This window comes from Nemorincola caseinilytica (assembly GCF_039540515.1).
Lineage (GTDB): Bacteria > Bacteroidota > Bacteroidia > Chitinophagales > Chitinophagaceae > Nemorincola > Nemorincola caseinilytica.
Genome location: NZ_BAABFA010000015.1, coordinates 179,070 through 193,336, shown reverse-complemented (window position 1 = coordinate 193,336; position 14,267 = coordinate 179,070). Strand labels below are relative to the sequence as shown.

The 14,267-nt window shown below is 48.2% G+C and carries 8 protein-coding genes; 2 read left to right on the top strand and 6 right to left on the bottom strand.

All coding sequences use genetic code 11. The annotated features are described in order from the left end of the window. On the bottom strand, positions 1–4,902 hold a 4,902-nt coding region (locus tag ABD843_RS11940), incomplete at its 3' end, for a beta strand repeat-containing protein (protein ID WP_345083429.1). Between the two features lie 384 nt (positions 4,903–5,286). On the opposite strand from ABD843_RS11940, the gene ABD843_RS11935 reads away from it, so the two are divergent. Together ABD843_RS11935 and ABD843_RS11930 are read left to right on the top strand one after the other, a co-directional pair. Then, positions 5,287–6,345: a sensor histidine kinase gene (locus ABD843_RS11935; RefSeq protein WP_345083427.1), complete on the top strand. Its 1,059-nt coding sequence runs from the start codon at positions 5,287–5,289 to the stop codon at positions 6,343–6,345. After that, the gene (locus ABD843_RS11930; RefSeq protein ID WP_345083425.1) at positions 6,317–7,054 is read left to right on the top strand and encodes a LytR/AlgR family response regulator transcription factor; all 738 of its coding nucleotides are present in this window, start codon (positions 6,317–6,319) and stop codon (positions 7,052–7,054) included. Before ABD843_RS11935 ends, ABD843_RS11930 begins: the two co-directional genes overlap by 29 nt. Before the next feature lie 162 nt (positions 7,055–7,216). On the opposite strand, the gene ABD843_RS11925 is transcribed toward ABD843_RS11930, so the two are convergent. The 5 genes from ABD843_RS11925 to ABD843_RS11905 all read right to left on the bottom strand — a co-directional run bounded on the left by ABD843_RS11925 (position 7,217) and on the right by ABD843_RS11905 (position 14,160). Next, positions 7,217–7,591 (bottom strand): hypothetical protein, encoded by a 375-nt coding sequence (locus ABD843_RS11925; protein WP_345083423.1) that lies wholly within the window; start codon positions 7,589–7,591, stop codon positions 7,217–7,219. Positions 7,592–7,597: 6 nt separating this feature from the next. Beyond that, positions 7,598–8,803, bottom strand: coding sequence for a DegT/DnrJ/EryC1/StrS family aminotransferase (locus ABD843_RS11920; protein ID WP_345083421.1), 1,206 nt, complete (start codon positions 8,801–8,803; stop codon positions 7,598–7,600). 110 nt (positions 8,804–8,913) lie between these two features. Beyond that, positions 8,914–9,663 (bottom strand): hypothetical protein, encoded by a 750-nt coding sequence (locus tag ABD843_RS11915; protein ID WP_345083418.1) that lies wholly within the window; start codon positions 9,661–9,663, stop codon positions 8,914–8,916. 139 nt (positions 9,664–9,802) lie between these two features. Then, positions 9,803–11,716 carry a 30S ribosomal protein S1 gene (gene rpsA, locus ABD843_RS11910; protein ID WP_345083415.1) on the bottom strand — a complete coding sequence of 638 codons (1,914 nt, stop codon included), beginning with the start codon at positions 11,714–11,716 and terminating at the stop codon, positions 9,803–9,805. Positions 11,717–11,838: 122 nt separating this feature from the next. Then, on the bottom strand, positions 11,839–14,160 hold the full coding sequence (locus tag ABD843_RS11905) for a TIR domain-containing protein (protein WP_345083413.1): 2,322 nt from the start codon (positions 14,158–14,160) through the stop codon (positions 11,839–11,841). Positions 14,161–14,267: the final 107 nt, after the last annotated feature.

The following is a 14,267-nucleotide window of genomic DNA, read 5'->3' as shown; positions in this document are numbered from 1 at the left end:
CAGTATCGTTACTATAGCGGTATCATAACAACCGGTAGTTGTCGTGTAGGTCACCATGGTGGTGCCTGCCGCAAGGCCCGTTACCACGCCCGTGCCCGATACCGATGCTGTCGTCGTAGGCGTATTGCCCCAGAAGCCGGGAGGCACAGGGCCACTCGTCAGCGCCGTCGTAGAACCTGCGCATACCGTAAAGGTCCCCGTTATCGCCGGTGGCGCTGCCGTCACAGTGGCGGTGGCCGTAGTATAACAGCCGGTACTTAGGATATAAGATATGGTAGTAGTACCACCGCCCGCACCATAGAGTATACCGCTTGTAGAACCTATGGTGCCTACAGCTCCTGTCACGCTGCTCCATGTACCGCCCGGTGTAGAGCTGGCAAGAGCAGTAGTAGCGCCCTGGCACACCGTCAGTGTACCGGTTATAGCGCCTGGGTTATCTCTTACCCTCACCGTATCGGTAGCTATACATCCGCTGGGTAGCGTATAGGTCACTATACAGGTACCTGCACCTACACCTGTCACCAGGCCTGTACCCAGGCCCACCGTCAGTATGGTGGGGCAGGATGCGCTCCAGGTACCGCTCGGTATCGGATGGCTGTATACGGTCGTAGCACCTACACATAGCGAATCCATGCCAACAGGGGCAGCCGGAGCGGCTGTTACTGTCACCACCAGGGTACTGAAACAGGTGGCGCTCAATGCATATGTTATAACACTGGTGCCTGCACTCATCCCTGTGGCCACGCCCGATGTACCCACTATCGACACGTTCGCATTACTACTGCTCCATGTACCGCCCGTTACAGGGTTGGTATATGTTACCGTGGGGAAACCAAGACACAAACTGGTGGGCCCCACTATCGAGGCAGGACTTGGTACTACCGTCACCGTTTGCCATACACTGCAACCATTAGATGTATATGTGATATTGGCCGTTCCCACAGCATTACCGGTAACACCACCGCTCAGTATGTTCACACTGGCGATACCCGGTGCGCTGCTGGTCCAGAACCCGCTGGGCGGTGTGCTGGTGAGCGTAGTAGTAGTGCCAAGACAAATGTTGAATGTGCCGGCAATAGGTGTGGGGTTAGCGTTCACGGTCACCGTAGATGTTGTATAGCAAAGGGCGCTGAAACCATAAGTGATCATCGTGGTACCCACCGATGCGCCATATACCACACCTGTAGTACTAACGGTACCAATGGTAGGTGTACTGCTGCTCCATGTACCACCCGCAGGTGTACTATTGAGCGTGGTAAATGCGCCAAGACAAACAGAAAGCGTACCTGTGATGGTGCTGGGCGAGGACGTGACCGTGACCACCCTTGTAGTATAGCACCCGCCTATGTTATAAGTAATATTGGTAGTACCTGCAGACATGCCTGTTACTACTCCTGATGTGTTCACTGTACCCACGGTAGGTGTACTGCTGCTCCATGTGCCACCGGGTAGCGGGTTCGATAGCGCGGTAGTGCCACCCACACATATGGTAGTAGAACCCGTAATGGATGGAGGAGGAGGACTGACAGTGAATGAAGTAGTGGCGCTGGCAGTACAATAACCACCATACCCAAGTGAGGTAGGATCGTTCACTGCAGAAAGCGTATATGTATAGGTACCTGCGCCTATACCTGTGATGGCCGTAGGGTTGGCCAGTGTAGAGCTGTAACCCGATGGGCCGGACCAGTTATAAGTAGTAGCGCCGCTGGTACCTGTAGAAGAAAGGAATACAGAGGCCGGATCGCAATATGGAGGTGCGCTGTTGGTAGCCGTTATGGTAGGCACGGCACATACTTCTATATCGTCTATGGCAAGAAGGCCCGAAGCGCCGCCGCTGGCCATACCGATGCCTATATAATAATCGCCTGTTGCAGGCACGGTAAATGTCTGCAGATATTGATTGTAAGCAGTGTTGCTCACGCTCGTCAGGCCTGTGCCTATGTTACCCGGCACACCGCCCATGGTAGTAGACCCCACTGCCGGTACCGTACCCGAGGTACTGTACTGGAAACGCACCGTCTGCCATGCTATACCATTAGTGGCATACCATACGCTGAAGGTATATGTGGTACCGGCCTGTAGCGTCAGCCGGGGCAGCAGCAGCCACTGGTTGGCCCAGCCGGGGCTACATGCACCATCCCTGAACAGGTTGTAGAACTTGGTACCGCCGGGTGTATGATTGGTATTGATCGGCACGCCCAAGTAAGTGACATTATCCTGAACACCCGAGAACACACAGTTCTGCACATTCGATGCCATACAGTTCGGGTTCAGATCGCCATTGAGCGTACCCACTTCAAAGGTCTGCAGATAGGTTATGGCACCTGCGGCAGTACATACGGTAACACCTGTGGCCACATTGCTCATGTTGTTGCAGGCATCTGCAGGCGCCACCTTGAACCAGTACTGGGTACTGGTCGCAAGCCCCGATACGGTATAGGCAGTACCTATACCTGCCATCACGGGAAAGCCCGGAACAAGTATTGTAAGACCCGCATCGGCATAGGCATACACATTGTAGTTGATGGGGGTGGTATACCCACCGCCCACGGCCGATGCCGCCCAGCTAAGGCTTATCGAGTTGGCACCGGTAGTGGTCACCGTAAGGCCGGTGGGCGCCAGTATACAGGTATTGAACGAACCTGTTAATGGCGATACCGTATTATACTGAGGTCCTGTACAGTTGTTGTTGAACGCGAATACAAAGACATAATAACGTGTATTGGAATTGAGCAATGATGTTGTATAAGCGGGAGAGCTGCCTGATGCGGACCCCTGTATCACTATACCACCGCCAAAGGCACTGCCTGTAGCATAGGTAGTGAACAATGTGGGCGTTGCCGACAGCGTAGGGCTTGTGCTTGCTATCACCAGGTAACCTGTAGAACCGTTAGGTGTGAAGTTGATAGTAGCGCCCGCACTTGTAGGGGCCGATACTACCAGGCCTGTAGGCTGTGTAGTAGGCGCCACGGCAGTAGGGCTGTTCACATCAAAAGGCCTTATGGCAGTACATGTACCGGTATTGTAGCTGATGAGCGTAGTACCTATCGATACTGCATTTACGAGGCCGCCACCTGTAATGGTAGCAACGCCGGGTGCCGACGAGGTCCATACACCACCGCCGGGCGAACCGGTAAGTGTTGTAGAACCGGGGAAACAGATACTGGAAGCGCCTGTTATAGTAGGCGTAGTACCTACAGTGATGGGCAATGTGGCAGTACAGCCGCTTGCCGAGAACTGTATAGTGGCAGCGCCATTAGATACGCCCGATACCACACCCGCAGGCGACACTGTGGCCACACCGGGTGCCGTAGAGCTCCACACGCCACTTGCAGGCGAGCCTACCAGTGTCATGGTAGAAGGCATACAAAGTGTGGTAGATGCAGGAGGTGTGATAGAAGGAAGCATGGCCGCGCTACCCTCTACCACTACGGTAAAGCCTGTAGCTGTGGCATACACCGTTTGTACACATGCCGCAGTTGCCATCACATTCTGGCCACCCCACATTTGTACCGGAAGTACATATGAGTTGCAATTGTATCCCGGTACACAACCCCCAAAGCCAAAACCGAGGAGACTGGTGCCCGGAGGAACGAAACCACATGTACCGCCGGGTATGCCCGAGCTAGTTGCGGCGCCACAGCTAAGCCAGCCTGTGGTACATCCCAGCATCCCAAAGTTGATGCGCGACCTGTTCCATGCCACTCCCACAGGTCCGTAGTATGAAAATGTAGCTTTCAGGTCGGTGATGGTAGCCCCACCCGGTATCAGCAGATTGTTGGTATTGACACAGTAAGTACCGGCAGGTGGTGGCAAAGTAGCATTGTACGAAAAGCCGCACGATACAGTGCCCGTCACCAGCGGATCTATGATAAGGGGATAGGCAGATGCACTCTTATTCAGAAGGTCTCCGGGTATCAGTATATCCACTGTATTGCCGGTCGTCTTTTTGTAGTACAGTGTTTTCAAAGAGCTGCTGTCGCCATATTTCTCATATGCTATCGCACCGCCAAAGGTGAGCACAGTACTACGCTCCTTGTTCAGCACTTTTATCTCTCCGGCATGCAATGTATTCTCCGGCATAGATATGGAGGTACCTTTACCTGTCAGCATCCGGTCTCTCAGCACCAGCTTGCCTGCTGCATATGCAGGCATGGCGCTTTTCACTACAAAGCCCGTCTTCACGCTATTAGCGAACTGTACCATTTCTATATCTATGCCCGGCCATGCATCCGTTATGCGTACTCCATCATCACCGGCGGTATGGTTGGCCCAGTTGGCCTTGCCCAGCGATGTTTCAGTACCATCGGGCTTTATGTACACCAGTTCCAGTTCGTTGTTGTAGGTTATGCTTGCTCCGTCCTTTGTGGTCAGGGTCATGTTCTTTGCCACAGTGTTTATGGCCACATCGGTCAGCCTGCCTTTTGTGTGGTACACACCATTGTGGGCAGCATCGGGGAACAAGCCATTCCTTACCGTCATCCAGTTGCCTGCGGCATCTTTATAATGCACCGGATACTGGCTCGAATAAAGCACAAAGCGCCGCCCCTCCGTACCTTCCTTCACAAAGTATTTCTGTGTTTCGGTACGTTTTTCTATCAGCTCATAACAGTCCGAGCATGGTGCCTCCGGGAATAACATACCAAGCTCGGTATGCTGCTCATACCCCTGGTTATACTGTATCACCTCCGGGCTCGGGTTCTTCCGTATCGCAGAAATGAAGGTAAAATTCGTATGCGGGTCCTGAGACACAGCGAAGGCAGCGGGTGTCTTACTGGCCTTCTCTACATCTGCGTCAGATATTGGCGCAGATGTGTTCACCCACGCGTTGCCGGGCCCGGCCAGCACGCCCGGCAGGCCGGCATTGCCCGATGTCTGTGCATAGGCACGCGAACCAAGCATTGCAACGAATATCGTGACGGGAACAAATAAAGAACGACGGAACTTAGCAGGTAAAGAAATGTTATACATGGAGTGGTATTTAAGCGGTCACTGGTAGATAGTCACGGAAAAGTCATTAAAACAACTGTTAATCTCATCACACGCATATTAAATGCTTTCATCATTAACCAAATATAAGAAAAAAAAGGGGATACTTTCACATATTAACTGTAAGCTTTTTTTCACTGAATATCATGCACTTTGTAAATTGGCGAAGATCTGAAGCAAGATGTTAGTCAATTGCTGCAAATATTTACCCACATAATTTAACCTTCGATTAAAAATAATAGATACTGCTGGTTCATTTCTCTCTGTTCTACACATTTTTATAATTTTGAGGAATAATTGCGTTCCCTTAGAAAAAATATTCACTGGATAGTGGCCTTGCTGATGCTGGTCATCCTCGCAATGCACTATTTCATACTATCCACCCTTTTCGATCTCCCCCGCGACATCACCATTTACGATTCTGTTTTCAGTACCGTCATCCTCACATTCTCCATATGGGGCATCATACTGCTGGTACGCGCCTATCCTACCATAGTGGCCATTACGGTATATGCCCTGTTCGTGGCCCTGTTCGTAAGTTCTGTTACCGTCTTTGCACAGTACGAGGTGCTGAAGCTGTGGCTGCATGAGCCCGCTTACGAGCAGTACCGCACCTGGCTTTCCTCTACCCTGCCGGTACGCTTTCTGGCAGTATGGATATTCTGTACCTGGGTAGGCACCATCAGCGCGTTCCGAAAGAACCTCGCTGCACTCGACTCCCGCTTTCAGCAGCAGGTCGATGCTTCGGCCCTGCTTAAAGAAGCCGAGCTCTTCAAGCTGCGCCAGCAGTTGCAGCCGCACTTTCTTTACAATAGTCTCAATTCTATCAATGCCCTCATCATGATAGCGCCCGGGCGCGCGCAGGAAATGATAGGCAAGCTGTCCGACTTTCTCCGTAGCTCTGTAAAGCGCGAGTCGGACGATATGATACCCATAGCCGACGAGCTCAGTTACATACGGTCGTACCTGGCCATAGAGTCCGTTCGCTTCGGAGACAGGCTGCAGGTGCTCTTTCAGCAACAAGATACCGACCACGCATCCGTACCGCCCTTCCTGCTGCAGCCCCTGCTGGAGAATGCCATAAAGTTCGGCCTGTATGGCAATACCGGGGCGGTACAGATAGCCGTGAACATAGCTATGAACGGCGGCATGCTGCAACTCTCCATCACTAATCCCTACGACCCCGATATGCAACCGCCGCGTGGTACCGGCTTCGGGCTGAAGGGGGTGCAACGCAGGCTATACCTGCTATATGCCCGCAACGACCTGCTGGAGACCCACAAGGACGGCAGCATATTCACCACTATACTGAAAATACCACAGCAATATGTACAAAGTAATACTGATAGACGATGAACCCCTGGCCAGGCAACTCATTGCCAGCCACCTGCAGAGCTACGATACGGTAGAAGTAGTGGCTCAGTGTGGCGATGGCTTCGAGGGCTTCAAGGCCATACAGCAGCACACCCCCGATCTTATATTCCTGGATATACAGATGCCCCGCCTCAATGGCTTCGAAATGCTGGAACTGCTGGATACGCGCCCATCGGTAATATTCACTACCGCCTTCGATGAATATGCGCTGAAGGCATTCGAAGCCCATGCTGTGGACTACCTGCTGAAACCTGTTATAAAAGAGCGTTTCGACAAAGCTATGGACAAATGGATGAGGACCGCGCCTGCAAAGCAGAACGAAGGCCTTGCACCACTGCTGGAGAACAATATTTACGAGGGCTACCAGCACCGAGTGGTGGTAAAGGACAATGGCCTCATACGCATCATTCCCGCGCAGGACATATACTACATAGAGGCCGATGACGATTATGTACGCATAGTGACCAAGGCTGGCAGCTATCTCAAAAAAAGTACCCTCTCACACATAGAGCAAACGCTGGATCCGCAACAGTTCGTAAGGGTACACCGCTCTTACCTGGTGCCCGTGAACCAGCTCATGCGCATAGAACCCTACGAGAAAGAAAGCCACATAGCGCTGCTACACTGCGGCGCCAAGGTCACCGTAAGCAAGACCGGTATGACCAAACTGAAAGGCCTGCTCGGCTGGTAAGAGACCTCTCCCCATCTCCTCTCCAAAGGAGAGGGTGGTATTTAAAGAGAAGGTGCGGATGAAACATCCGCACCTTCTCTTTATCGGGAATGTACCATATCATGTATTCTGGCCATTACAGTTCATCATCCTCTCCTTTGGAGAGGGACGGGATGAGGCCCCTCAATTCCCCAGCTTATCCATCCAGTGTATCTCCGGCTCTTTCTTGTCCGGCTTGCGCTCTAGTATATAGCGCACCAGCAGGTAGCCGCCTATACCGAATACCTGTATGGTAAGCACATGCAGCCAGTTAGTGCTCAGCACATCGCGCAGTTGCTCGCTCACCGCCTGCCGTATGGCAGGGTCGGTAGATGAGAGGAGGTCCACATTCACACTATCGGTGCAGAAATTGAAGACCACGAACAGGCACCCTATGAACAGTGCAGAGAAAAAAGCCATCACCGTTGCCACGGCCCACAACCATCCACTCACACCTTTTTGTTTTGCCCTTACACTGTTCCTGTACGCCAGGTAACCCACCACAAAGATCTGTAACATCAGCTACTATATATTTTTCATAAATTCAGACACACTTTCCATCACATGCGCTATCTGCGCATCGTTCAGCCCATGGTGGCAGGCCAGCAGCATACCACCGCGCATCACTTTATCTGCCTCGGCATAGCCATCGGCGCTTGCCTTATGGGCCACATTCCTGAAGCCCGGCTGCCTCAGTATATTACCTGTGAACACTGTACGCGTCTGTATATTGCGCTTCTCCAGGAATATCTGCAGGTCGCGGCGTATGAACGGTGCAGTGGCACGCAGCGTAGTAGCGAATGCCAGCCAGCCCGTGCGCGAGTTCGGCAGTTGCTTTGGCAGTATGAAGAATTCCTCGTACTGGCTGAAGAACTCGCGCATGCGCTTGTAATTGGCCGTACGGGTATCTATGTTCTGCGCCAGCTTGTTCAGCTGCACTATGCCAAAGGCAGCGCCCATTTCGCTGGGCTCTATATTATATCCCGGCTCTTCAAAAACGAACTTCGCATCATACGGTATACCCTCTATCTCTACATTGAAGCGGTTCTCTATCTTCTCGCTTTCTACAAATAGCGACGAGCTGCGGCCCCAGCTGCGCAGCAGCCTGCCACGGTCGTAGAACGCCTCTGTGTTCACACACAGCATACCGCCATTGCCCGCACAGTTTATGATGTGCGAACCATAGAAGCTCGTAGTGCTCATATCGGTAAAGCGGCCGCTCGATGCGCCATCTATCTCGGCGCCCAGCGTATCCGCCGAATCCTCCAGTACAAAGAGGCCATGCTTGTCGGCTATCTCGCGCAGTTGCTTCCAGTTGGGCAGGTTGCCTATCAGGTTAGGTATCACCATGGCCTTTGTCTTAGGCGTTATCATGGCCTCTACCTTATTGGCATCCAGGTTGTAGGTTCCCTCTTCCACATCTACGAAGGCTGGCACCCAGCCCTTCTTCACCAGGGGCGCTACAGTGGTAGAGAAGGTAAGCGCAGGCGTTATTATCTCGCTGCCGGGCTCGTAGTTCATCAGGTCTGCGGCCAGGTACAGCGCCGATGAACCACTGTTCACCATTATACCATATTTCTTGTTGTAAAGGGTAGCCACACGCTCTTCCATCTCGCGCACGTTCTTGCCCATCTGTGTGCTGGTGCGCAATACCTTTACTACGGCTTCTATTTCTTCTTCGCCATGCACCGTCTTTCCATACGGTACATGTATGAGGTCTGTTTGTAACATTGGTCTATGAGTTGGTTCAATGCGAATGTAACCGTTCGCAATTGAAATAAAATGTTAGATCATGGCCACAGGCATATATACATATCTGCCTGTCAGGCCGTTCGGCACCCTTATTTCTTGCCCTCTTCTGCCTTTTTAGGCTCCGATGGCTGGAAATAGTCTGCAGGTATGGGCTTGTTTATTTCCACTTTTTTAAAGGTGATATCGCCACCCAGCATCGGGTTCGACTGTGTCATGGCTATCACCACACCCTCCGGCTGCTTCTGGAAGTTGCTGTATGATATGGCCACTTCCTGCTCTTCTTCTTTCTGCTTCACTTTACGCTCTGCACGCACCAGGTAGTAAGTGCTCATATCGAAGTAGGCTGTCTGCTCATTACCTTCCTTATCGGCTACCAGTACCTTATGGCATGCTACACCATCCAGTGTATCCTTGCCGCTGTATGTTGCCTTGGCTATCTTCGTCCTGTCGGCCATTACAGCGCTCTTTATGCTGAAGTTGCCTTTGGCGCTCTTCACCTGCTCTTCGGGCATAGGGGTCACCTTGTCCATACCGGGCTGCATAGGCATGTACATCCAGCCTTCCTTATCGGTCATTATCACATAGCCTTCCATACCCATCAGCGATATGTTGGTCCTCATGGCCTTCTGGTCCACTATGGTTATGTCCATACCCACTTCCATGCCTTGTATCGATGTAGAGCCGATCATCTTCATCGACTTCACATTGTTCCAGTTCTTTTCGCCACCTATGGCGTCTATATGTTTGGTGATGATCTCATCGCCGGTCTGTGCTATGGCTACATTGGCCGATGCCGCGAACAGCAGCGCCGCTGCCAGAGATATGGTCGTTCTTTTCATGTTTATGTGGATAGAAAAAGTTAGAATGCAAATATATGCCTTAATAGCATAAACACCATGTGCCAGTCGGTATTAAAAAGAGAAGGGCCACCGTATGGTACGGTGGCCCTTGCTATCTTACATCGGGTAAAGACCGGCATTATTCGCCTGCTTCGCCTTCTGCTTTCTTCATTTTGTCCTTGATGGCAGCCAGGGCACCCAGGTCGCCCAGTGTGGGCTTCTCTACTTTGCTCTGTATGTTCTTCACTGCGCTCTTGGTCTTTTCTGTTTCTGCTACGGCTTCCTTGCGGGCAGCTTCCTTCTCTTCGTTCTTCACCTGCTCCCACACTTTGCTGTGCGATACCATGATGCGCTTGTCATTACGGTCGAACTCGATGATCGTGAACGGAAGTGTTTCTTCTGCCTCTACGGTACCGCCGTCTTCCTTACGCAGGTGGCGTACAGGGGCATAAGCCTCCAGGCCATACTGCAGTTGCACGGTAGCACCCTTCTCGTCCTTGCGGGTCACGATACCTTCGTGCTGAGAACCTATAGGGAATACGGTCTCGAACGTGTTCCAGGGATCTTCCTCCAGCTGTTTGTGACCCAGGGCCAGTTTGCGGTTCTCCTTGTCTATCGACATGATCACGATCTCTATCTTGTCGCCTGTCTTCACGAACTCGCTTGGGTGATTGTAGCGCTTTATCCAGCTCAGGTCGCTGATGTGTATCATGCCACCTATACCTGTTTCCAGCTCTACGAACACGCCATACGGAGTGATGTTCTTCACCACACCTGTGTGGCGGCTATCCAGCGGGAAGCGCTCTTCGATGCTATCCCATGGATCGGCGGTCAGCTGCTTTATAGACAGGCTCATCTTGCGCTCGTCCTTATCCAGGGTAACTACTACTGCTTCATGCTCTTCGCCTATCTTGAAGAACTCCTTCGCGTTTATAGGCTGTGAAGACCATGTGATCTCCGAAACGTGTACCAGACCTTCTACGCCGGGCATTATCTCCAGGAATGCGCCATAGTCTTCTATGTTCACTACCCTGCCCTTTACGCGTGCACCTTCGGTGATCTCTGCGGGGAGGTTGTCCCATGGGTGAGCGGTCAGCTGCTTCAGACCCAGGCTTATGCGCTTCTTCTCGTCGTCGAAGTCCAGAACCACCACGTTCAGCTTCTGACCGTTGTGCAGTACTTCGCTCGGGTGCGTTACGCGGCCCCAGCTTATGTCTGTTATGTACAGCAGACCATCTACGCCACCCAGGTCTATGAACGCACCGAAATCGGTAACATTCTTCACAGTACCTTCCAGTACCTGACCTTTTTCCAGCTGGCCTATGATCACGCTACGCTGCTGCTCTATATCGCTCTCGATGAGTGCCTTGTGCGATACCACCGCGTTGCGTATGGTCTCGTTTATCTTCACCACCTTGAAGTCCATGGTCTTGCCCACATACTGGTCGTAGTCCGTTACAGGCTTCACATCTATCTGCGAGCCGGGCAGGAACGTTTCCAGGCCGTGTACATCCACTATCAGGCCACCCTTGGTCTTGCTGGTGATGGTACCGGTTACCACTTCGCCTGTTTTGTAGAAGTCCACTATCTGCTGCCATGCGCGTGCAGCGCGTGCCAGCTTGCGACTCAGGTGCAGGTGACCATTGCGGTCTTCCTTCTGTACCACCATTACTTCTATATCATCGCCTATTTTCACATCAGGCATATCGCGGAACTCGTTCAGCGATACCAGGCCATCCGATTTGAAGCCGATATTGATGATAGCATCGGTCTTTGTCAGGCCCACTACAGTGCCCCTCAGCAACTCAGACTCTGCTATCGATTTGAAGGTACCACTGTACATAGTATCCATCGATACGCGTGTCTCTTCTTTGTAAGAAGCTACATTGCGCTTGTCCACGCTCCAATCGAAATCATCGTGCGATGTTGTCGATGCTGCTTCGTAATAGTGGCGTGGTGCACGGGTAGCCTGCGCAGGCGCCTCGTTCGTTGTTGTCTCTACAGTACCTTCCTGCTGTGCAGCGGCATCTGTGTTCATTGTGTTCTCTTCCAAAATGTACTCTCGGTTTGTACGGGCCTGCTCATCGCATCCCGGTGGTTAAATAATAAAAAAATATTACCCCCAAAAAATTTGGGAGTGCAAAGATACGGGAAAATAAGAGATAGCTATATAACCTATTCTAATTCCTCTAATTCATCAATAACACTATTATCATTTTCATATTTTGATTTAAGCTCATCTGCCACTTGATACTTACCTTGCTTATTATAGATTAAATATAAAGAACGATAGGCATAGTACTTATTCTTATTCTTGTATAATGCATCTTTTAGAACCTGAATAGCTTTTGATGCATCCTGATTAATGTAGAACTCAAACTCCCCTTGCATTGTGTTATGTATCTCTTCAGCCTGTTTGGAATTTGTCTTAAGTATATCATCCATAAGTCTTTCCAGAATTTTTATATCAGATTCTGGATGATTATTTTTCTTGATTAAACACAAAAAATAAGCTTGTATATGGAAAGCATTAGTTTTAGAATTTTTGTAGTTATCTCTAGCAATATCAAGAGCATCTTCAAAAGCCCCCTTACTTAAAAGAACATTTACCAACTCTCTCTTTGCTCTATTATGATTTCTACTGACTTTCAAAGTTTTATTCAAATAATACAATGCACTGTCTAAATCCTTTTTCCTTCTGTAGTAAAATCCATACAAAAAGTCATGATTGGGGCCACTTATATGCAGTACTTCCGATTCAAATCTTGGATTTTTTTCCCTTGCTAATGCTGAACATAACCAGTATCGTATATCCATTATCATGCTGTTATCCATATTCGATTTTCTCTCCAATATTTTATCCGCTAAAGCAACTACTTTACCAAACATTCGTTGATAATACATATCTACAATAGACTTCAATACAAATGATGGCAGAAGATATTTATCTGGCACTTTATAATTATTAATAAGTGCATTTTTGACGTTAATCAATAATTCTGAGACATCATAATGTTCTTTTGTCTCCGCTAAAAAGACCTCCAACTGTTTTTTTAGTCTTCTTTTATATGTAGCATTTATTTCAAATTTGGATCTTTTTACATAATCAGATATAGAATAATTAACGCGTATATAATCAGCAAATCCACCCACTGTATCATAAATTCCAAGTACATAGAAATACTCTAAAATCTTTTCAGTTTCTGAATTTCGACCTATAACCTTATATAATAAATCAAAACTCATTACGCCTACATTGGATAAAAGAGTCAAAACATCAAGGTATTCCTGTTTCTTTTTTATTTCTGTTATGATATAGAATATTTTCGCTTCTCCAAACTCTATTATTTCATTAATATTCTTAGTTGCATATTCAATTGTAGATCTTTTAATTAAATCAACTGCAAAAAAAACTTGCGATGGAATACCATTTAGCGCTTTCAATATTTTTTCAGAATCAATAGTAGGAATACTTAATTGCGAAATATGACAATATTTGACGTATAGTTTTTGTATATCTTTTTCAGATAATGGTTCTATGTGAATTGCTTGTATTCTTTTATTTTTTACAATAAATGAAGGATTAGGGCGGAACCTAGTAATCAGTATTATTCCTAAGTAATTACTAAGCATCTCATCATCCGTAATGCGTATGAACCAATTCGCAATAGCCTTATTGGGCATAATAATACAACCCGTATCAATAATAAATAGCCGCTCACTGCTTTCACTAATTTTATAAATTAGATTTACAGCATATTTAATTCTATCCTCGAAAGTCATACTTTCCAAATTCTCCAAAATCCTATCAGACAAGTTCCCGTTAGCATCTTCAACTTTTAGAATAAAGTCCTCAATACTTTCTTTTTCATCTAAATGGATACTAATAGGCTCGTAATTCTCTTTAATTAAATTAGTTTTGAACAAAGCCTTTTTCATAAACGTCCTACGACCAACGCCTTCTACACCTGAAGAAATAAAAGCGTTTGGCTTCTGACCACTAATGGTTAAAATTTGATTTTCAAACTCTTCCATAAGATGATTTCGTCCAACGAATAAATCATCTTTAGCCTTTAAGATGGGGTTGGAATCAAGTAATATATCGCGCAAGCTCTGCTCAATCTTCTTTATAATTAAAAAGGGCTCTTGTAATTTTCGTATTGTCTTTTGACGAAGCCATAATGGGATTCGCAAATCATTATGGTCGATAGAGCTATCGATAATAATTGGCAAAAATTGTTTCGATGAATTTAACAAAGCAATTTTATTTGCCTGATTTAATTCTGTTTTTACCCATGTTGATTCTAACGACTCATTGCTTATAAAAAAAACAAATAAGTCAGTTTTGTTTAAGCTATTAAAAATATCATCAAGTGTATCAACTCCTAATTCAAAAGTATAATTGTCATAAATCGCTCTATCTCTTCCTAGCTTTTCAGCAATTACTTCCACTAAATATTTTTGCTTACTACTGTGTGATAAAAAGACCTTATGCATATGAAAGAAATATTTATAGATTTAGAATCAAAAATATAAAAATAAATGCAAATAAAAAAGGGGCAAAAGCCCCGTAAATACTAAATAAACACAACTTGAGTAAAAAG

What these genes read in the sequence shown, in the direction of transcription:
- ABD843_RS11930 (WP_345083425.1), top strand. Translation starts at nt 6,317, where the DNA reads ATGTACAAAGTAATACTGATAGACGATGAACCCCTGGCCAGGCAACTC.
- ABD843_RS11925 (WP_345083423.1), bottom strand. Translation starts at nt 7,591, where the DNA reads ATGTTACAGATCTTTGTGGTGGGTTACCTGGCGTACAGGAACAGTGTA.
- ABD843_RS11920 (WP_345083421.1), bottom strand. Translation starts at nt 8,803, where the DNA reads ATGTTACAAACAGACCTCATACATGTACCGTATGGAAAGACGGTGCAT.
- ABD843_RS11915 (WP_345083418.1), bottom strand. Translation starts at nt 9,663, where the DNA reads ATGAAAAGAACGACCATATCTCTGGCAGCGGCGCTGCTGTTCGCGGCA.
- ABD843_RS11905 (WP_345083413.1), bottom strand. Translation starts at nt 14,160, where the DNA reads ATGCATAAGGTCTTTTTATCACACAGTAGTAAGCAAAAATATTTAGTG.